This window comes from Microbacterium sp. Ru50 (assembly GCF_002920555.1).
Lineage (GTDB): Bacteria > Actinomycetota > Actinomycetes > Actinomycetales > Microbacteriaceae > Microbacterium > Microbacterium arborescens.
Window position 1 is genome coordinate 1310033 of the sequence record NZ_PQSV01000001.1, and the last position, 20230, is coordinate 1330262.

The window sequence follows — 20230 nt, forward strand, 5'->3', positions numbered from 1 at the left end:
CGTTCAGCGCCGGCCGGTGCCGACGATCGGGCTCACCGACTGCTCGGCCTCGTGGTCGGGATCGAGGGGGATTCCGCTGCGGTCGCGCAGCAGCAGCGTCGCGACGAGCCCGAGCACCGTCATCCCGGCCAGGTACCAGGTCACCGACATGGTCGATCCCGTCGCCTGCACGAGCGCGGTGGCGATCGTCGGAGCGAACGCCCCGCCGAGGATGGCGCCGATGGCGTACGAGATCGAGACGCCCGAGAACCGGATGGATGCGGGGAAGAGCTCGGCGTACAGGGCGGCCTGCGGGCCGTAAGTGAGGCCCAGGCCGATCGTCAGGATCGCCAGCCCGGCGAAGAGGAGGCCGATGCTTCCGGTGTTCACGAGAGGGAAGAGGGCGAACACGCCCGCGAGCTGGAGGATCCAGCCGGCGATGTAGGTCGTGCGACGCCCGATGCGGTCGGAGAGGAATCCGGCGATGAGCGTGGTGACGAGCCAGGTGACGGCCGAGCCGGCGACGGCCCACAGGACCGGTTCGCGGTCGAAGCCGAGCGGCCCATCGGGGTTGGTGGCGTAGTTCTGGATGTAGCCGCCCGTGGTCATGTAGCCCACGGCGTTGTTCCCCGCGAAGACGAAGGCGGCGATGATGACCAGGGCGGCGTGCTTGCGGAAGAGCTGCACGATCGGCATGTGCGCCTTCTCGCGCCGCTCGGCGAGCTCGGTGAACACGGGGCTCTCCTCGACGCGGCGACGCACGTACCAGCCGACGAGGATGAGCACGACGCTCAGGAGGAACGGGACTCGCCAACCCCAGGCCAGGAACGCCTCGCCGGGGGCGATCATCGCCATGAGCGCCATGACGCCCGACGCGAGGAGAAGCCCGAGCGGCACGCCGATCTGCGGCGATGCGCCGAACGCGCCACGGCGCGTCTTCGGCGCGTGCTCGACGGCCATGAGCACGGCGCCACCCCATTCGCCGCCGGCCGAGATGCCCTGGACGATGCGCAGCAGCACGAGGATGACCGGCGCCGCGAGACCGATGGTCTCGTAGGTCGGCAGGAGGCCGATCAGTGCCGTCGCGACGCCCATGAGGATGAGCGTCCACATCAGCACGAGCTTGCGTCCCAGCCGGTCGCCGAGGTGGCCGGCGAGGAAGGCGCCGAGCGGCCGGAAGAGGAAGCTCACCCCGACGGTGGCGAAACCGATCAACGCGCTGTTGGCACCCAGCGGAGCGAAGAAGAGCTGACCGAAGACCAGCCCGACCGCCGTGGCGTAGATGAAGAAGTCGTACCACTCCACCGTCGTCCCGACGACGGTGGCGAAGACCACGCGGCGGCGGTCGGCGGCGGTGGCGATGGTCCCGGTCGGGGTGAAGCCGCTGCGAGCGGCCGGACCGGGGGTGGATGTGGGGGTGCTCATCTTCGTGCTCCCGAGGTGTCGACGACGTTGTCTGCAGACGTTGTTCTGCTGGCGATGATCATATACGATTTCGAATATGAGACAAGAGCGAGGAAGCTCCGGTCGACCGGGCAAGATCATCGCGGTCCACCTGAGCTATGCATCCCGGGCGGCCCAGCGCGGGCGCACGCCCGCCGCCCCCTCGTACTTCCTGAAGGCGTCGAGCTCGATCGCCGGGACCGGCGGCACGGTCGAACGCCCGCCGGGCACCGAGCTGCTCGCGTTCGAGGGCGAGATCGCGCTCGTCATCGGACGAGAAGCGCGCCATGTCACCCTCGCCGAGGCCTGGGACCACGTCGCCGCCGTCACCGCGGCCAACGACCTCGGCGTCTACGACCTGCGCTCCGCCGACAAGGGGTCGAACCTGCGCTCGAAAAGCCGCGACGGCTTCACTCCCCTCGGCCCCGACCTCATCGACGCCCGCACCGTCGACCCCCACCGGCTCCGCGTGCGCACCTGGGTCAACGGCGACCTCGTCCAGGACGACACGACCGCCGGCCTGCTGTTCCCCCTGGCGCAGATCGTCGCCGACCTCTCGCAGCACGTGACCCTCGAGACCGGCGACGTCATCCTGACCGGCACGCCGGCCGGATCGTCGGTCATCGTTCCGGGAGACGTCGTCGAGGTCGAGGTCGACGCGCTCGACACCGGCGCCACGTCCGGACGTCTCGTGACGACGGTCGGCGCCGACACGAGCCCTGCCCTCGACCCCGCGCTCGGCTCCCTTCCCGCGATCGACGACGTCCAGCGCGAGGAGGCACGGGGATCCGCCGCCGCGGCCGGGCTGCCGGACGAGCCGGCATCCGGCCTCACCGCCGACCTCCGCGTCAAGCTCGAGCGCGTGCCCGTCGCGGCGCTGTCGCAGCAGCTGCGCAAGCGCGGGCTCGACGACGTGACGATCGACGGCGTGCGGCCGATGCACCCCGGCAGCAAGCTCGTCGGAACCGCCGCCACGCTGCGGTTCGTGCCGTTCCGCCCCGACCTCTTCGCTCAGCACGGCGGCGGGTTCAACGCGCAGAAGCAGGCGTTCGACACGGTCTTGCCCGGCGAGGTCATCGTCATCGAAGCGCGCGGCGAGACCGGATCGGGCACCCTCGGCGACATCCTGGCCCTCCGCGCCCGGACCCGGGGAGCGGCCGGCGTCGTGACCGACGGCGGCGTGCGCGACTACGCCGCCGTCGCCGAGATCGGGCTCCCCGTCTACACCGCAGGCGCCCATCCGGCCGTCCTCGGACGCAAGCACGTCCCGTGGGAGGCGGGCGGGACCATCGCCTGCGGCGGCGCTACCGTCCAGCCCGGAGACATCATCGTCGGCGACGCCGACGGCGTCATCGTCATCCCGCCGGCACTCGTGGCGGAGGTCGTCGATGCGGCCCTCGCGCAGGAGGACGAGGACGCCTGGATCGCCGCGCGCGTCGCGGAGGGCGCTTCGGTCGACGGCCTGTTCCCGATGAACGCGGCCTGGCGCGCCCGGTACGACGGCGAGCGCGGCGCATGATGTCGCCGACGCCTCCCCTGCCCGAGACGCAGAGCAAGTCGCAGCGCGCGTATCACTGGATCCGCGAGCGCATCGCCGAGCAGGAGTTCACCCCCGGATACCGGCTCGTGCTCGGGACGATCGCCGGCGAGCTCGACATGAGCGTCGTGCCGGTGCGCGAGGCGATCCGCCAGCTCGAGGCCGAGGGCCTCGTGACCTTCGAGCGCAACATCGGCGCCCGCGTGGCGATGGTCGACGACTCGCAGTACCGCTTCAGCATGCAGGCGCTGTCGATCCTCGAGGGCGCCGCGACCGCGCTCGCCGCGCGTGCGCTGAGCGTCGACGACATCCGACGCGCGCGCGAGATCAACGCGCTGATGACCGAGTCGCTCGATCACTTCGACCCCCGCTCGTTCACCCGGTTGAACCAGGAGTTCCACGCGACGCTGTTCGAGCAGTGCGCGAACCCGCGGATGCTCGAGCTCGTGCAGGCCGAATGGGCGCGACTCGGCCACCTGCGTGACTCGACCTTCAGCTTCGTCCCGGGCCGCGCCCAGGAGTCGGTGCGGGAGCACGAGCACATCCTCGCGCTGATCGAGCGAGGGGCGCCCCTCACCGAGATCGAGCACGCCGCGCGGCGCCACCGCTCGGCCACGCTCGACGCCTACATGACGCACGAGCACCCCGACCAGGCGCTCGGCCTGCCCAACTTCTGACCGCCCCCCTGTTGCAAGGACGCACGAGATGACCGACACGACGCTCACCGCCCCTCACACACCCGCGGACCTCCCCGGCGCCATCCGGCACTACATCGACGGGTCGCTCGTCGACTCGCTCGACGGCGCGACGTTCGACGTGCTCGACCCCGTCACCGGACGCGTGTATCTGCAGGCCGCGGCCGGCAAGAAGGCCGACGTCGACGCGGCCGTCGCCGCTGCCCGCCGAGCCTTCGCCGACGGGCCGTGGCCGCGGATGCTGCCGCGCGAGCGCTCACGCGTGCTTCACCGCATCGCCGACCTCGTCGAGTCGCGCGACGCCCGCCTCGCCGAGCTCGAGTCGTTCGACTCCGGTCTCCCCATCACCCAGGCGCTCGGGCAGGCCCGGCGCGCGGCGGAGAACTTCCGGTTCTTCGCCGACCTGATCGTCGCGCAGGCCGACGACACGTACAAAGTGCCCGGCCGTCAGATCAACTACGTCAACCGCAAGCCCATCGGAGTCGCGGGGCTCATCACGCCGTGGAACACCCCGTTCATGCTCGAGTCGTGGAAGCTCGCCCCGGCACTCGCCACCGGCAACACCGTCGTGCTGAAGCCCGCCGAGTTCACTCCCCTGTCCGCGTCGCTGTGGGCGGGCATCTTCGAAGAGGCGGGACTGCCGCCGGGGGTGTTCAACCTCGTCAACGGCCTCGGCGAGGACGCGGGCGACGCGCTCGTGAAGCACCCCGACGTGCCCCTCATCTCGTTCACGGGTGAGAGCTCGACGGGGCAGCTGATCTTCGCCAACGCCGCACCGCACCTCAAGGGGCTCTCGATGGAGCTGGGCGGCAAGAGCCCGGCGATCGTCTTCGCCGACGCCGACCTCGACGCCGCGATCGACGCCACGATCTTCGGGGTGTTCTCGCTCAACGGCGAGCGCTGCACGGCAGGCAGCCGCATCCTGGTCGAGCGCTCGGTGTACGACGAGTTCGTCGAGCGATACGCCGCGCAGGCCGAGCGGGTGCGCGTCGGCTACCCCCACGACCCCGCCACCGAGGTCGGCGCGCTCGTGCACCCCGAGCACTTCGAGAAGGTCATGTCGTACGTCGAGCTCGGTAAGAGCGAGGGCCGGCTCGTCGCCGGCGGCGGTCGCCCCGAGGGGTTCGAGACCGGCACCTTCGTCGCCCCGACCGTCTTCGCCGACGTCCCCCCGACCGCGCGGATCTTCCAGGAGGAGATCTTCGGCCCGGTCGTCGCGATCACCCCCTTCGACACGGATGCCGAGGCCCTGGACCTCGCCAACGACACGAAGTACGGGCTCGCCGCCTACGTCTGGACCAACGACCTGAAGCGGGCGCACAACTTCTCGCAGGCCGTGGAGGCGGGAATGGTGTGGCTCAACTCCAACAACGTGCGCGACCTCCGCACCCCGTTCGGCGGTGTCAAGGCGTCCGGCCTCGGCCACGAGGGCGGCTACCGGTCGATCGACTTCTACACGCACCAGCAGGCGGTGCACATCACCCTCGGCGCGGTCCACAACCCGACCTTCGGCAAGAGCTGAATCGCCGCCCGGCACCCCGACTGCACCCCGACAACGAGAGCAAGGACGCTGTCATGACCCACCGCGACCAGATGACCCGGACCTCCTCGGGCTACTTCGTCAGCCAAGAGGCGCCGATCACCTGCGACGACCCGATCCCGACGCCGACCGCGCCGGCTCCCGACATCCTCCGCTGCGCGTACATGGAGCTGGTCGTCACCGACCTCGCCGCCTCGCGCGAGTTCTACGTCGACGTGCTCGGGCTCTACGTCACCGAGGAGGACGACGAGGCGATCTACCTCCGTTCGACCGAGGAGTTCATCCACCACAACCTGATCCTGCGCCAGGGGCCGGTCGCCGCCGTCGCGGCGTTCTCGTACCGCGTCCGGTCGGCCGACGACCTCGACCGCGCCGTGGAGTTCTACACCGAGCTCGGGTGCCGGGTCGAGCGGCGCCCGGAGGGCTTCGTGCGAGGCATCGGCGACTCGGTTCGCGTCGAGGATCCCCTCGGCTTCCCCTACGAGTTCTTCTTCCAGACCGAGCACGTCGAGCGCCTCTCGTGGCGCTACGACCTGCACACGCCCGGCGAGCTCGTGCGCCTGGATCACTTCAACCAGGTGACCCCGGACGTCCCGCGCGCCGTGCAGTTCATGCAGTCGCTCGGGTTCCGGGTGACCGAGGACATCCAGGATGACGCCGGCACGGTGTACGCGGCGTGGATGCGGCGGAAGCCGACCGTCCACGACACCGCGATGACCGGCGGCGACGGCCCCCGCATGCACCACGTCGCCTTCGCGACGCACGAGAAGCACAACATCCTCGCGATCTGCGACAAGCTCGGCGCCCTGCGCCGCTCCGACGCGATCGAGCGGGGGCCGGGGCGCCACGGCGTCTCGAACGCGTTCTACCTCTACCTGCGCGACCCCGACGGACACCGGGTCGAGATCTACACGCAGGACTACTACACCGGCGACCCCGACAATCCCGTCGTCACGTGGGACGTGCACGACAACCAGCGCCGCGACTGGTGGGGCAACCCCGTCGTTCCCTCCTGGTACACCGAGGCCTCGCTCGTCCTCGACCTCGACGGGAATCCCCAGCCGCTCCGCGCCCGCACCGATGACTCCGAGATGGCCGTCACGATCGGCGCGGACGGGTTCTCGTACACCCGCCCGGGCGATGACGGGCTGCCCGAGTACAAGCAGGGCGAGTACAAGCTCGGCAACCAGCTCTGATCTCCAACCAGCTCTGAGAGGACGCTCATGCTCTCCCCCGACGACATCGCCGCCATCGCGGACGAACTGGCCGAGGCCGATCGCACGCACGGCGTCATCCCGCGGATCACGGCCCGCTATCCCGGCGCCACCGTCGAGGACTCGTATGCCATCCAGGGCGTCTGGCGCGATCGGATGATCGCGTCGGGCCGCCGGCTCGTGGGGCGCAAGATCGGCCTGACATCCAAGGCGATGCAGCAGGCGACCGGGATCACCGAGCCCGACTACGGCGTCATGTTCGACGACACGGTCTTCGCCTCCGGCGCCGAGATCGCGACCGAGCGGTTCTCGAATGTGCGCGTCGAGGTCGAGCTCGCGTTCGCGCTCGCCCGTCCGCTCGCCGGACCGGACTGCACGCTCGACGACGCGCTCGACGCGATCGACTACGCCGTCCCGGCGCTCGAGATCCTCAACTCGCACATCGAGCTCGAGGGGCGCACGATCGTCGACACGATCGCCGACAACGCCGCCTACGGTGCGATGGTGCTCGGCACCGAGCGGCGACGCCCCGATGAGATCGACCTGCGGTGGGTGCCGGCGCTGCTCTCGCGCAACGGCGAGATCGAGGAGACGGGGGTGGCGGCCGGTGTTCTCGGACACCCCGCCACGGGCGTCGCCTGGCTCGCCAACAAGGTGTCGCAGCACGGCGCGCGTCTGGAGGCGGGCGAGCTGATCCTCGCCGGGTCGTTCACCCGGCCGATGTGGGTGTCGCGCGGCGACGCGGTCCGCTGCGACTATGGCCCGATGGGAGTGATCGCATGCCGTTTCGTCTGACACCGACCTTCCGCGACGCCCTCGCGCGCGCCGACCGCCCGCTCGCGGGCATGTGGGTCTGCTCCGGGTCGCCGCTGGTCGCCGAGATCTGCGCCGGTGCGGGACTCGACTGGCTCCTCATCGATATGGAGCACTCGCCCAACGGTATCGAATCGGTCCTCGCGCAGCTGCAGGCTGCCGCAGCGGCGCCGGTGACGACGATGGTGCGGGTCCCGACCGCCGATCCGGTCGTCATCAAGCAGGTGCTCGACCTCGGAGCGCAGAACCTGCTCGTGCCGATGGTGTCGTCGGCCGCCGAAGCAGAAGCGGTCGTGCGCGCGGTGCACTATCCGCCGCGCGGCATCCGCGGCGTGGGTTCCGCCCTCGCCCGTTCGGCCCGCTGGAACCGCGTCGACGACTACCTGGCCGACGCCGAGCAGCACGTGTCGCTCGTCGTGCAGATCGAGACCGCCGCGGGCGTCGACGCCGCCGCGGCCATCGCTGCGGTCGACGGTGTCGACGGCGTGTTCGTCGGCCCGAGCGATCTCGCCGCGTCGATGGGGCTGCTCGGACAGCAGACGCACCCCGACGTCGTGGCCGCCGTCCGTCGCGTCTTCACCGAGGCCCGCTCCGCAGGCGCACCGGTGGGCGTGAACGCCTTCGACCCCGCGCTCGCCCGCGACTACGCCGACGCCGGAGCGGACTTCCTGCTCGTCGGAGCCGACGTGGCACTCCTGGCCCGCGGCTCGGAAGCGCTCGCGACGGCGTGGGTGCCCGAGGCCGACCGCACGACCCGCTCCGGATACTGACGCGGGATCACCCCGGAACGGCCCGCGCGATGTGCAGGGCGAGGTAGGCGACCTCCTCGTCGGAGATCTCGATGTCGTGCTGCGTCCGCACGAGGGCACGCACCCGTTCGGCCGTCGCCGTGGCGCGCGGATGCCGCCGGCTCATACTCTCGAAGAGGAAGCCGTCGTCGCTGTCGAGCATGCGCCCGGAGAACACCCGCTCGGCGAAGAACTGCAGGTGCACGAGGAAGCGCGACGAGTGCAGGTCGTCGCCGAACGCGATCCCCGTGGTGTTCGAGACGATCGTCGTCGCCGCGGAGATGAGCCGTACGACGTGCATCGTGTCGGCACCGGCCCGCCCGTTGGCGGCGTTGGCGAGATGGAACGCGATGTTCGCGGCCTCCTCGTCCGGCACATCCACGCGCATCCGTGCTCGCAGCAGCTCCACGCCCCGCGCGCCCACGGCGTACTCGTCGGGGTAGACCGTGCGCAGTTCCCAGGCGAGCCGGTTCACCACGACGAGGCCGCGACGATGCCGCTCGACGGCGAAGTGGAGATGGTCGGTGAGCGTGAGGTAGATATGCGGGTCCAGATCGAGCCCCGAGGCCACGGCGTCTCGCACGATCTCCCGGGTCAGTTCGACGAACTCACCCGGGATCTGCGCGAGCAGCTCGACGAGGTTCCGCTGATCCGCATCGTCGAGCGCGACGAACACCCGGTCGGTCGCCCCTTCGTCGACGACGTCGCCGGGCTTGGCTCCGAATCCGATGCCCTTGCCCAGCAGCACCCGCTCGACCCCGCGCTCGTCGTCGACGAGCACGACGCTCGAGTTGAGCACCTTCTTGATGGTCTGCATGCCCGTCCTCATCGACCCGGCCTCACGCTCATGGAGCAGGAGGGTCACCCGAGATCTGCGCCGTTCGTGGCGATAACCCGCTGGTACCACCAGAACGAATCCTTGCGTCGACGCTCACCGCTGCCCCGACCGAGGTCGTCGAGGTCGACGTGAATGAAACCGTATCGCTTCGAGATCTGCGACGACGACGCGCTGATGATGTCGATCGGTGCCCAGCTGGTGTAGCCCATCAGCTCTACGCCCTCGTCGACCGCCCGGATCATCTCGCGGAAGTGCGCCCGGAAGTAGTCGATGCGGTAGGGGTCGTGGATGCGGCCGTCGGGGGTGAGCTCATCGCGCATGCCCAGCCCGTTCTCGACGATGAACAGCGGCTTGCCGTAGCGGTCGTACAGATCGATGAGCGAGATCCGCAGCCCGACCGGGTCGATCTGCCAGCCCCACTCACTGGACTCGAGGTAGGGGTTCTTGACACCGAGCACCGTGTTGCCGGGCGTCCGCTCGGCATCCGGGTCGACGGATTCGGCGAGGGTCATGTAGTACGACAGCGAGATGAAGTCGACGGGGTGCTCGCGCAGCAGCTCGGCATCCCCCTCGGCGAACGGGATCTCGACGCCCTGTCGCGCGAGGGCGTTGAGGGCCAGGCGGGGGTAGGCGCCGCCGGCCTGGACGTCCGTACACAGGTAGAGCAGCCGGTCCTTCGCCTGGGTCGCGGCGATGTCATCGGGGTGACAGGTCAGCGGGTAGGTCTTCAGCATCGTCAGCATGCAGCCCATCTGCGACTCGGGCCACATCTCGTGCAGCATCCGCGTCACCGAGGCCGAGGCCACGAACTGGTGGTGGAGGGCGGTGTAGCAGGCCTGCAGGATGCTGCCCTCGACGGTCTCCTCGATGATGCCGCCCGAGGTGAGCGGATGCCGCACGATGCCGTCGATCTCGTTGAACGACAGCCACAGCTTCACGAGGTGCCCGAAGCGCTCGAAGCACGTGCGGGCGAACCGCTCGAACAGGGCGATCGTGCCGCGGTCGACCCAGCAGTTGTTCTTCAGGGCGAGGGCGAGAGGGGGGTCGTAGTGCGAGAGCGTGACGAGCGGTTCGATGCGGAGACGCCGCATCTCGGTGAACAGCCCCTCGTAGAACGCGATGCCCTCCTCGTTGGGCTCGGTCTCCTCGCCCGTCGGGTACAGCCGCGTCCACGCGATCGACACGCGCAGCACCGTGAAGCCCATCTCGGCGAACAGCGCGAGATCCTCGGGATACCGGTGGTAGAAGTCGATGCCGCGGCGCTTGGGGTAATACGTCTCGTCGTCATCGGCCATGGCGGCCGTGATGCTCTCGACCGTGTGCGCGTGATGGATCGCGTATTCGCGCGGGTCGACGTTCGGACGGTACTTCGCGATGTCCGAGACGGCCGGACCTCGGCCGCCCTCGCGCCACGCGCCCTCGGCTTGATTGGCGGCGAGCGCGCCGCCCCACAGGAACGAATCAGACAGTGCCATGAGCGGCCTCCTTGGTGCGTGCGGTGAAGATTCCCGTGCCCGCCTCGACGGGCCCAGTGAGGGCTTCGACGACGTCGAACGCGTCGCCGTTGAGGACGACGACGGGGGTGATCGTGTCGAATCCGGCGAGGTGGATCGCTTCGAGGTCGGCCTCGAGAACGAGCTGCCCGCGTTCGACGCGATCGCCCTGCGCGACGTGGGCGACGAAGGGCGCACCGTCGAGCTTGACGGTGTCGAGCCCCACGTGGACGAGGATCTCGACGCCGTCGTCGCCGGTGATGCCGAAGGCGTGCTTCGACGGCAGCAGGCTCGACACGACTCCCGACAGCGGTGCGTACACGGCGCCGGTGCTGGGGCGGATCGCGACGCCGTCGCCGAGGATGCCGCCGCCGAACACCGGATCGTCGACGCGGTCGAGGGGGACGACCTCGCCGGCGACGGGAGCGACGAGCCGGCCGTCGGCGACGGGCTCGGCCGCGATGTCACCCGCCGTGCCGGCCTGGGCGTCGAGCGCGCGGATCGTGCCCGAGTCGGAGTCCTTCCAGATGACGAGCGAGACGACGAAAGCGGTCGCGAAGGCGACGAGCGCCCCGATGACGGCATGGATGAGGTTCCACGGGTTGAGCACGTCGATGAACATCGAGATGCTCGCAGCCCCCGGGCTGACGAGGGCGAAGGCGCCGACGGCGGCGATGCCGAGGTAGACGCCGCCGGTCAGTGAGCCGGCGATCACCGCGAACAGCGCGCGGCGGTTCTGGAGCGTCACACCGTAGAGCGCGGGCTCGGTGATGCCGAAGAACGCGGAGATGCCCGACGAGATCGCCGTGCCACGCAGCGTCTTGTTGCGGGTGCGGATGGCCACGGCCAGGCTCGAGCCCGACTCGGCGATGTTGTGGGCGAGCGAGGCCACGAGGTAGAAGGGGTCACGCCCCTGCTGTGCGACGGTGGCGATCGTGGGCGGGATGAACGCCTTGTGCATGCCCACCGAGATGATGAAGGGGAGCACGGCGGCCAGCAGCGCGATCGCGACCCAGCCGAGCGTGCCGTACAGCCACAGCATCCCGCCGGTCAGCAGCGACCCGAGCCCGTATCCGAGGGGCCCGAGAGCGAAGATCATGATCGGCGAGACCACGATGAAGCACAGCAACGGCACGAAGAACGTGCGGATGGGCCCGGGGGTGATCTTCGTCGCGAGCTTCTCGACGGGCCACAGCAGCAGCACCGTGAGGATCGGCGGGAACACCTGCGCGTTGTAGGCGATCGCCGGGATTGGCAGCCCGAACAGCGCGACACCGCCCTCCTGAGTCAACAGGCCCGAGAACGTCGGGAACACCAGGAGCCCGACGATGCCGAGGGCCAGCGGGATGTTGACGCCGAGTTTCTTCGCGGCGGTGTAGGTCACCAGCAGCGGCAGGAAGAAGAACACCGCATCGGGGATCGCGGAGAGCACCTGGTAGCTGGGATCGGTGGTCTGCATCCACCCGAGCGCCGAAGCGAGGATCAGGAACGACTTGAAGATGCCCGCGCCGGCGATCGCCGGGATGATCGGGGTGAACACCGCCACGACGAAGTCCATGATCGCCGAGCCCGCGCGCTTCCAGGTGAGCTTCTGCCGGGGCGTGCCCGCGGCGCGAGCCGCCGCACGTCCGCCGCGCAGCTTCTCGATCTCGGCGAAGTAGTCGCCCACCTTCGACCCGACGATGATCTGGGTCTGCGGACCGCGCACGACGCCGATGACGCCGGGCACCGCCTTGAGAGCCGCCTCGTCGGCGCGGGCGTCGTCGACGAGATTGAAGCGGAGTCGCGTCGAGCAGTGCTGCAGGGCGGCGATGTTCTCGGGTCCGCCGACGTGCTCGAGGATCGCGCCGGCGGCGTCCTTCGTGGTGGTCATCTTCGTTTTCCTCCTGTGGAATCCCGGACCGTGCCGCCGGAGCGGCTCCGCTCCGGACCCGGCCGGAGGCAATAAAAAAAGGACCCGACCGCCGTGCGATGCACGTACGTTCGGATCCTGCCTGCATGACCAGTCACATGTCCGAGAAGATCGTCGCACGTTCGGCTGCGGGGTGCAAACGGACGCAACGGGCACGGTCGCGGATGCGACGATGGGAGCATGACGCAGACGCATCTCATCACGGGCGCGGGCTCGGGCATCGGACTCGCGATCGCGCGCCGGCTCGCCGACCGCGGTGACCGGCTCGTGCTCCTGGGCCGCAGCGACGCCCGCGCCGCCGAGCTCGCGGACCTCTTCCCGAATGCCGTCGGCGTCGCTGCAGACCTGCGCGAGCCCGCGGAGCTGGCCGGCGCGCTCGCGGATCGCCTGCCGGAGGCGATCGACACCGTCATCCACGGGGCGGGCGTCGTCGAGCTGGGCCCGGTATCCGACCTGTCCGTCGCCGCGTGGACCGATCAGCTGACCGTCAACCTGATCGCCGCCGCGGAGCTCACCCGTCTCGCGCTGCCCGCGGTGCGGACCGCGCGCGGTCAGATCCTCTTCGTCAACTCCGGCGCCGGCCTCACCGCGCACCCCTCCTGGAGCGCGTACGCCGCGTCGAAGCACGGGCTCAAGGCCCTCGCCGACGCCCTCCGCGGCGAGGAATCCGCCAACGGCGTCCGCGTGACGACGGTCTACCCGGGCCGGACGGCCACACCGATGCAGGCGGAGGTCCACCGCCAGGAGGGGCGCGACTACGACCCCGCGGCCTTCATCGACCCGGAGTCGGTCGCGACGACCGCGCTCGCGGCGCTCGACCTTCCGCGCGACGCCCTCGTCCCCGACGTATCCGTGCGCCCCGGCCCGCGGTGACGACGACGTGGCCGGTTCCGACCTCCCTCCCGGGCGACACCTCGCACTGACCTGGGGCATCGCCGTCCCTTACGGGGGCATGACGACGGCCCTGCTCGACCGCAGCCGCCTCTTCGCCGACGCGGGGACACCGGTCGACGTCCTCACCCTCGACGACCGCGCTCTCCCGCTGCCGCCGATCCCTGGAGTCGGCGCCGGCACCTCGGTGACCATCCGCAACCTCTACGACTGGCCGCGCTCGAACGAGGTCCCCGCCCGCTCGGGGCTGCCCGACGCTCCGGCTCCGCTCGACCCCGAGGACGACGGCGTCATCTCCGACGGAGCCGGCGGCGTGGTCCTCCGCCGGCTCCGGCTGGGCGCGAACGGCAAGCCGGTCGACATCGACCACCTCCGGCTCGACGGCACGATCGCGCTCTCGGAGCGGCGCGTGGGAACCCGCGGCCGCATCCTCCTCGCGCGCGACGCCGACGGCCGGCCGATCCGGGCCTGGCGCCGGCGCTACGACTTCTACGCCGACTGGCTCGACCACCTCGTGGGAGACGACGAGGCGTTCCTGATCGTCGACAGCAAGACCGTCGCTCCCTTCGCCGCGGGCTACCGCCGTCGTCGTGTGACCACCGTCCACGTCGTGCACGGCTCGCACCGCGGCCCGACGCCCGGCTCGGTCCGGGCGTCGCGCCAGGCGGTGTTCTCCCGGCTCGCCGACTTCGACGCCGTCGCCTTCGCGACCGAGGCCCAGGCCGCCGACGTCCGCGACATCGTGGGCCCCCGCCCGTTCCTCGCGAGCATCGCCCACCCGGTCTCCGCCGTCGACGCATCCGCTCTGCCGCCGGAGTCCGACCGCACCGGAGCCGTCGTCATCGCGCGCCTGGAGCCCATCAAGCGCGTGGAGGATGCCGTCGCCGCGATGCGCCTCGTCCACGGCCACGACGACGACAGCGACGGCCCCGAGGTCCGGCTCGACGTCTACGGCACGGGATCTCGTGCCGACGAGCTCGCCGCCCTGGCCGTGGACGACGACGCGATCCGGTTCCACGGCCACACCGACGACCCGACCACGGCGATGGCCGCCGCGAGCGTCCTTCTGCTCACGAGCAGATCCGAGGCGTTCGGGCTCGTCCTGCTCGAAGCGATGGCCGCGGGCTGCCTCCCCATCGCGTACGACATCGCCTACGGACCGGCCGAGCTCATCCGCGACGGCGAGAACGGCTGGCTCGTCCCCGACGGCGACGTCGAGGCGCTCGCCCGTGCCGTGCGTGCCGCGGCAGAAGCCGACCCCGCCCGGCGAGCCGCGATGCGGCGGAACGCACGCGCGACGGCATCCGCCTACAGCGACGCCCGTATCCGGCACCGCTGGGCGAGCGTCCTGCGGACGGCGCGGCGCCGGCGGCGCATCCTCATCGGGCAGCGCCGCTTGTCGGCCGCCGCGCGCCGCCTGGCCGGGGGCCTGCGACGCCGCCTGCGACCGAAGCACGGTTGACCCCCGCCGTTAGCTCGCGCTCCACCAGCTCGTCAAGGGCCACTCACAACGGCGAACGGGTGATGCACCCTGTCGTGGCACGAGGGAGGCGAGGGCCGCGATGGGACTGCTGCGATACGGATCGGACCTGATCGCCATCCCCATGCCCGACGACGTGCTCGCGCACCTTCAGCTCGTGATCGCGGCGAAGCTCGGCGCAGGTGAGGGGTTCACGGTGAGCTGGAGGCACGGCGACGGACAGGGGCGGAGCACGCTGTGGCTCGAGCGCTCGATCCCCCTGCGTTTCGACTTCGCGTCGTCGCACCCGGTCAGCACGGATCCGCGGCGCGTGCGGGCCATGCTCACCGAGGCCGCCGCGATCACCGGCCTCTCGCTCGGCACCCTTCCTGTCGAGGCGTCATGACCAGGGTGCTCACGTCGCAGGCCGAGACCCGCTGGCTTGTGGGGACGTCCGAGTACGCCGGAGTCACCGGGTACACCGGCGGGATCGGCCGCCACTACGCCGCTCTCCTTCCGGCCCTCGCCCGCCAGGGGGTCGCCGTCGACCTCGCGATCGAGACGGGCGCGGAGCTCGTGTCCGACGACCCGGGCCCCGGCGTCCGGCTGGTCGACGGCGGCGTCCGACGCGCATACCGCGCCCACCGTCATGACGTCGTCTTCGCCCCCGAATGGGGCGGACTGGCCGCGGCGCTTCCCCGCACGGCACCGCTGCTGACGAACCTCGCGACCGGCATCCGGCTCGCCGACCAGGTCTCCGGGTTCGCGGCGGCCGACCTGCCCATCGGGCAGCGGATCGTGCGCGCACGGCAGGCTGCCGCCGAGCGACGTCAGCTGTACCGGTCGACCGGCCTCATCGCCATCTCCCGCGCGATGCTCGACCGCACGAGCGACCTCTACCCCGGGCTGCCCCCGGCCCGCATCGTGCGCAACTGCATCGACGTCGATGCCGTCGCCGCGGCGGCAGCGCGGCCCGAGGTGCCGACGGGCTGGCCCCAGGACGACGCACCGATCGTCCTCTTCCTCGGCCGGTCCGAGCGCCGCAAGGGAGTCGAGGACGCGTTCGCGGCCTTCGGACGGGTGCACCAGGATGTCCCGCGTGCGTGGCTCGTGCTCGCCGGCGCCGGCGGCGACGCCCGCTACGAGCCGACGCGTTCCGCGCTCCTCGAGATGCTGCCTCCGTCGGCGCGCGACCGGGTGATCTGGCTCGGGCACGTGCCGGGCGACGAGATCTACGGAGCCACCGCCCGCGCGGACGTCGTCATCTGCCCCTCGCGCTGGGAGGGGTTCGGCAACGTCGCCCTCGAGGTCAAGACGATCGGCACTCCCCTGGTGGTCACCTCCGGGAGCGGATTCGACGAGTTCTGCACCGACGGGCAGGACTGCCAGTCCGTACCGCCCGCCGACCCGGAACGTCTCGCCGCAGCCATCACCGTCGCGGTGCGGCATCCGGCGTGGGCTCGGACGCTCGCCGAGCACGCCCGCGCACAGGTGGCGGACTTCGCCCCCGATCCCGTCGCCCGCGACCTGCTCGCCGCCGCAACCGAGCTCCTCGCCGGTGCGGTCAGGCCGAGGCTCGACGCCAGCCGTCGTCCTCTCTGACGACGGCCCCGGCTCGCTCGAAGGCCTCGAGCCACCCCGTCATGGGCCACTCGCCCCACTTCCGCGCGAATCGGCGGCCGTTGCGCAAGATGTCGTCGAGGTGCTGCCAGGGCGGTGACGACGTCTCATGATGCTGGTGATAGGCATCGGCGCCGCCCACCCAGATCATCGGGACCGACGCGCGGCGAAGTGAGAACGCGAAGTCGGTGTCTTCGCCCCCGTATCCCTCGTACTGCTCGTCGAAGCCGCCGATGGCCCGCCACACGGCCGGCGTGGTCGCGAACGACAGCGACCAGAACAGCGGATACTCCTCCGCCGCGGCGCGCTGCAGGACACCCGGGGGCGGGGCCGGGCGCGCCGGGTGGGGCGCGGTGGCCGCGCGAAGGGATGCCGCATCGAGCGCGGCCCCCGCGGGGAGGTACGTCACCGGTCCGCACAGGACCGCATCGGGGTGCTGCGCCGCCGCGTCGCGGTACCGTTCGACGAGCTCGGGACCCGGGATGCAGTCGGCGTCGAGGAAGACGAGCAAGCGTGCCCCCAGCGCCTCCGCCGCACGCGCGCCCGCGTTTCGCGCCGCTGCGAGCCGCAGACCGGCGGGCCCCGGCGGAACATGCACGACGGACTCGGCGTCGAGCGCGGGAGCGTCGTCGTCGCCGATCCAGACGACCACCCGTGGGGTGCCGGCCGTCGCGCGCAGCTGGTTGCGCAGGTGAGCCAGGCGCGGCGCCGAGCACAGCGTCACGATCGCGATGTCGCTCATGCTCGTCCTCCTGTGACCGCCTCGGCGCGGATGACGGCCGCTGCCCGCTGGACGGCGCCATCGGTGCGCCATGCCTCCCACCCGTCACCGCCGCGCGCCGATGCGCGTGCGAGCAGCTCGGGCCAGCGCTCGGGCTCCGGCCAGGCTGTCAGGGCGACGGCGAGCCCGGATCGCCCCAGTGCCGACGCCGTCGCACGCTGCTCGGCGAAGGGACGCTCCTGCGGGATGACGACAGCCGGGGCACCGGCGGCGGCGAGATCGGCGACGGCGTTCTGGCCGCACCACGACACGACGACGGATGCCGTCGTGACCGCGTCCCAGGGATCGGTGGTCCACGCTCCGGAACCGGCGCCGAGCACGCGCCAGGGGCGTCTCGACGCGCGCTCGGCGGCGGCGATCTCGGCGGCGGAGACGTCGGCCCCGCCGCCACCGCCGAGGAGGACGACCTCGTCACCGCGCGGCTGCGCGGGCCGGTCACGACCGGCGAACCGCGAGATCCCGCCGACGAATGCGACGCGATCGCCGAGGGCGGTCAGGTGCTCCGGCGCGTAGATCTCCTCCGGCCACGGCGCGATGATCCGCCGCGCGGCCAGGAAGGCCAGCCGGTGGGGCTCGTCGACGCGGTCACCGGGCTGCGTGATGATCACCACGGGCACACCGAGGAGCCGGAGGAAGAGCGTGACCTCGGCCGAGACGTCGACGACGAACGCCTCGATGTCGCCGGCCGCGACCGCCGCCGCGATGACCGCGAGCCGGGAGCGGTGGCCGGCGTGGCGCAGCGGGGCCCAGTGCAGCATCCCGCCGGCCGTCGGGTCGTCGGCGGGGATGGCGGGCGCGGGCTGATCGTCGCGCGCGAGCTCGACCCAGGAGACGTTCGCGGGCAGATCGGCGGGAACGGGCAGCGAGCTGAAGCAGACGACGTCGGCATCGAGGTGGGGGGCGATCGCCCGCATCCGGGTCAGGTGCCCCTGGCCGTGGTGATGCACGTACCAGCCGATGCGCCCGGTCATGCCGGCAGCTCGGCGGGGGCGGCCTCCGTGCTCAGCGACGCGAAGATCTCCTCGAGAGCCGTCGTGCGCGCATCGAGCGAGAAGCGTTCGACCGCGCGGGCGCGGACCGCGCGGCGGAAGCGCGGATCGCGAGCCTGCTCCCACATCTCCTCGACCGCATCCGCCATCGCGACGACGTCCCCCGCGGTCACGAGCCGCATCCCGATGCTGGCCGCGGCGATCTCGGGCACCCCGCCCACGGCGAAGCCGACCACGGAGGTCCCGCACATGAGGGCCTCGGGCCCGACGAGTCCGAACGGCTCCGCCCACGCCGGAGTGGCCAGCGCGACCGCCGATCGGCCGACGAGGTCGGCGAGCTCGAGAGGCGTCAGCTCACCGACGACGGTCACGCCGTCACCGAGCAGCGGGCCGAGCACCTCGTCGGCGTACGCGCGATCGCCGACGCGACCCGCGATCGTGAGGCGTCGCCCCAGCGCCCGCGCGACGGCCACCGCAAGGTGCGGAGCCTTCTCGGGGACGATGCGGCCGAACCAGACGAGGTCGTCGCCGCCCGGGCCGCCGGTCCAGACGCGCGGGTCCACGCCGTTGGCCAGCAGGGTCGAGGCGACCCCCGCGTGCTGCCATTCGCGGCGGGTGTGCTCGCTGACCGAGAGGAACGCGCTGCCGCGGCCAGCGGCGGCGCGGTGCGCGCGCACGAAGTCGTCGTCCACGGGCGTGTGCAGGGTCGTGACCATCGGCACGCCCAGCTGCGGCGCGAGCTGCAGCGGGAGGGCGTGCAGGCAATGGTTCGAGATCACGTCGAAGTCGGCGGCCCGCGCGCCGATGGTCTCGAGCGCGCGCCGGAGCATCGGCACGCTGAGCGTCTCGTACGCGGGCGGGTACGTCTTGTCCGTGCGCACCGCGTCGGCATCCCAGCCCAGTTCGGGCATCTCCCAGACGCTGCCGGGCTCGACGTGGTCCGACCCGGTCACCGCGACGACGGTCACCTCGTGGCCTCGCGCGCGCAGAGCCTCGATCTCCGACCACACGGCGGCTTCGAGCCCGCCGGCGTGAGGCCTGCGGATCGGGAACCGAAGCGGCGCGATCACCGCGATGCGCAGCGAACGCCCCGTCACGAGACACGCTCGCTGCGGAGCCGGCGGTACAGCGCGGCGTGCGCCTCCGCCGTCGCGGCATCCTGCTCCCGGCGACGGGCGCGGCGCCGCTCCATCAGCTCGGCTCGCGCGATCGACCCGGGCCGTGCCGCGTCGTCGCACGACAGCAGTGAGCGCAGTGCCGCTGTGAGCGTCTCGACGTCGCCCGGGCGGAAGCTCGCTGTCGAGGCGTCGTCGTGCTGATCGGCGAAGTGGCCGACGTCGGGGACGGCGACGGGCACCCCCAGGTCCCAGCACAGCTCGAGCCACCCCGAGTGGCTGCCGAACCGGTAGGGCAGCACGCACACGTCGAGCCCGCCCAGCGCGGTGTTCAGCGCGGCGTCGGGCAACCGGCCCTGCTCGACGAGGACCGCGTACGGGTGTCCGGCCACGGCCGCACGGACCTCGTCGCGGGCGCCCTGATCGCGGACCGACCGGTGCATCCGGATCTCGGCGACGGCGTGATGGCCTTCGTCGCGGAGCCGCTCGACCGCGGCGATGAGCGTCCGCGCGCTCGTGGGCCCGTCGGTGCCGGGGCGCAGGTCCTTCAGGTGCATCCCGATCCGGAGGTCCTCGCTCACCACCACGATGGACGGGCTCTCGCCCTCGTGCAGGATTGCGGGGTGCGGCAGCACGGCCGCATCCCGTCCCCAGCGCTCGCGTACCTCGGCGGCTGCTCCCGGGGACAGAGTCACGAGAGCATCGGCCCGCGGTACGAGCTCGTCGAGCTGCGCGGCATAGGGGCTCTGGTCGGTCAGCTGCGGATGCGTCAGGTCGTGCACGGTGAAGACGACGGCCCATCCCGCCGCGTGTGCTGCCTCGACGCACGCCGTCAGGTGACCGGCGGGGAAAGACTCGGTGCCGAAATGGACGTGCAGGATGTCGGCGTCGTCGGCGTTGCGGCGGATCCAGTCGGGGTCGAGCGCCACGGGAGGCCACCAGACGCCCTCGGCCGCGCCCGGCACGGGCGGGTCGGGCAGAACCTCGATGCCCGCGGCATCCGTCACACGCCGCACGTACGGATGCCCCGCAGGCACTGCCACGACGCGCACGTCGGGTGCACCGGACATCTCGTCCCGGGGCACGCTCGCGGTCACCATGGTCACGAATCTCCTTGCTGGAG

General features: G+C 71.4%; 18 protein-coding genes. 10 read left to right on the top strand and 8 right to left on the bottom strand.

Annotated features, from left to right (window positions below; genetic code table 11):
• Nucleotides 1-3: 3 nt before the first annotated feature.
• Complete coding sequence (locus C3481_RS06310) at nt 4-1404, bottom strand: MFS transporter (protein WP_023952395.1); 1401 nt, start codon at nt 1402-1404, stop codon at nt 4-6.
• Nucleotides 1405-1480: 76 nt separating this feature from the next.
• On the opposite strand from C3481_RS06310, the gene C3481_RS06315 reads away from it, so the two are divergent.
• Genes C3481_RS06315 through C3481_RS06340 form a run of 6 tightly spaced genes read left to right on the top strand, consistent with a single transcriptional unit; the run spans nt 1481 to nt 7991 of the window.
• A complete protein-coding gene (locus tag C3481_RS06315) occupies nt 1481-2941 on the top strand; it encodes a fumarylacetoacetate hydrolase family protein (RefSeq protein ID WP_103841229.1) in 1461 nt (486 codons plus the stop codon).
• Nucleotides 2938-3636, top strand: a complete 699-nt coding sequence (locus C3481_RS06320; RefSeq protein WP_052007613.1) for a GntR family transcriptional regulator — start codon at nt 2938-2940, stop codon at nt 3634-3636. Before C3481_RS06315 ends, C3481_RS06320 begins: the two co-directional genes overlap by 4 nt.
• A gap of 28 nt (nt 3637-3664) precedes the next feature.
• Complete coding sequence (gene hpaE, locus C3481_RS06325) at nt 3665-5176, top strand: 5-carboxymethyl-2-hydroxymuconate semialdehyde dehydrogenase (RefSeq protein WP_023952401.1); 1512 nt, start codon at nt 3665-3667, stop codon at nt 5174-5176.
• Between the two features lie 53 nt (nt 5177-5229).
• Nucleotides 5230-6390 (top strand): 3,4-dihydroxyphenylacetate 2,3-dioxygenase, encoded by a 1161-nt coding sequence (gene hpaD / locus C3481_RS06330; protein ID WP_088380429.1) that lies wholly within the window; start codon nt 5230-5232, stop codon nt 6388-6390.
• Between the two features lie 27 nt (nt 6391-6417).
• Nucleotides 6418-7203, top strand: a complete 786-nt coding sequence (locus C3481_RS06335) for a 2-keto-4-pentenoate hydratase (protein ID WP_023952405.1) — start codon at nt 6418-6420, stop codon at nt 7201-7203.
• Nucleotides 7188-7991, top strand: a complete 804-nt coding sequence (locus C3481_RS06340; protein WP_023952407.1) for an HpcH/HpaI aldolase/citrate lyase family protein — start codon at nt 7188-7190, stop codon at nt 7989-7991. The genes C3481_RS06335 and C3481_RS06340 overlap by 16 nt, the downstream gene beginning before the upstream one ends.
• A gap of 7 nt (nt 7992-7998) precedes the next feature.
• Here the strand turns inward: C3481_RS06340 and C3481_RS06345 are convergent, their stop codons facing one another.
• Genes C3481_RS06345 through C3481_RS06355 form a run of 3 tightly spaced genes read right to left on the bottom strand, consistent with a single transcriptional unit; the run spans nt 7999 to nt 12213 of the window.
• Nucleotides 7999-8826 carry a PRD domain-containing protein gene (locus C3481_RS06345; RefSeq protein WP_023952409.1) on the bottom strand — a complete coding sequence of 276 codons (828 nt, stop codon included), beginning with the start codon at nt 8824-8826 and terminating at the stop codon, nt 7999-8001.
• Nucleotides 8827-8870: 44 nt separating this feature from the next.
• Nucleotides 8871-10322 (bottom strand): family 1 glycosylhydrolase, encoded by a 1452-nt coding sequence (locus C3481_RS06350; RefSeq protein ID WP_103841231.1) that lies wholly within the window; start codon nt 10320-10322, stop codon nt 8871-8873.
• Nucleotides 10309-12213, bottom strand: a complete 1905-nt coding sequence (locus C3481_RS06355; RefSeq protein WP_071918503.1) for a beta-glucoside-specific PTS transporter subunit IIABC — start codon at nt 12211-12213, stop codon at nt 10309-10311. Before C3481_RS06355 ends, C3481_RS06350 begins: the two co-directional genes overlap by 14 nt.
• A 219-nt stretch (nt 12214-12432) precedes the next feature.
• Here C3481_RS06355 and C3481_RS06360 point away from each other — a divergent pair, with 219 nt between their 5' ends.
• The 4 genes from C3481_RS06360 (at nt 12433) to C3481_RS06375 (ending at nt 16204) form a co-directional block, all read left to right on the top strand.
• Nucleotides 12433-13125, top strand: coding sequence for an SDR family oxidoreductase (locus C3481_RS06360; RefSeq protein WP_088380424.1), 693 nt, complete (start codon nt 12433-12435; stop codon nt 13123-13125).
• A 7-nt stretch (nt 13126-13132) separates the two neighbouring features.
• Nucleotides 13133-14605 (top strand): glycosyltransferase, encoded by a 1473-nt coding sequence (locus C3481_RS06365; protein ID WP_103841233.1) that lies wholly within the window; start codon nt 13133-13135, stop codon nt 14603-14605.
• Nucleotides 14606-14705: 100 nt separating this feature from the next.
• On the top strand, nt 14706-15008 hold the full coding sequence (locus C3481_RS06370; protein ID WP_071918505.1) for a hypothetical protein: 303 nt from the start codon (nt 14706-14708) through the stop codon (nt 15006-15008).
• Nucleotides 15005-16204 carry a glycosyltransferase family 4 protein gene (locus tag C3481_RS06375; protein ID WP_103841235.1) on the top strand — a complete coding sequence of 400 codons (1200 nt, stop codon included), beginning with the start codon at nt 15005-15007 and terminating at the stop codon, nt 16202-16204. Before C3481_RS06370 ends, C3481_RS06375 begins: the two co-directional genes overlap by 4 nt.
• On the opposite strand, the gene C3481_RS06380 is transcribed toward C3481_RS06375, so the two are convergent.
• From C3481_RS06380 to C3481_RS06395, 4 genes are read right to left on the bottom strand one after another with little or no spacing between them, the layout of a single operon-like run.
• Nucleotides 16167-16964, bottom strand: coding sequence for a glycosyltransferase (locus C3481_RS06380; protein WP_103841237.1), 798 nt, complete (start codon nt 16962-16964; stop codon nt 16167-16169). The two genes, C3481_RS06375 and C3481_RS06380, sit on opposite strands and share 38 nt — an antisense overlap.
• Nucleotides 16961-17974 (bottom strand): glycosyltransferase, encoded by a 1014-nt coding sequence (locus C3481_RS06385; RefSeq protein ID WP_103841239.1) that lies wholly within the window; start codon nt 17972-17974, stop codon nt 16961-16963. The genes C3481_RS06380 and C3481_RS06385 overlap by 4 nt, the downstream gene beginning before the upstream one ends.
• Complete coding sequence (locus C3481_RS06390) at nt 17971-19089, bottom strand: glycosyltransferase (RefSeq protein ID WP_064956167.1); 1119 nt, start codon at nt 19087-19089, stop codon at nt 17971-17973. The genes C3481_RS06385 and C3481_RS06390 overlap by 4 nt, the downstream gene beginning before the upstream one ends.
• Nucleotides 19086-20207 (bottom strand): glycosyltransferase, encoded by a 1122-nt coding sequence (locus tag C3481_RS06395; RefSeq protein WP_103841241.1) that lies wholly within the window; start codon nt 20205-20207, stop codon nt 19086-19088. Before C3481_RS06395 ends, C3481_RS06390 begins: the two co-directional genes overlap by 4 nt.
• Nucleotides 20208-20230 lie beyond the last annotated feature (23 nt).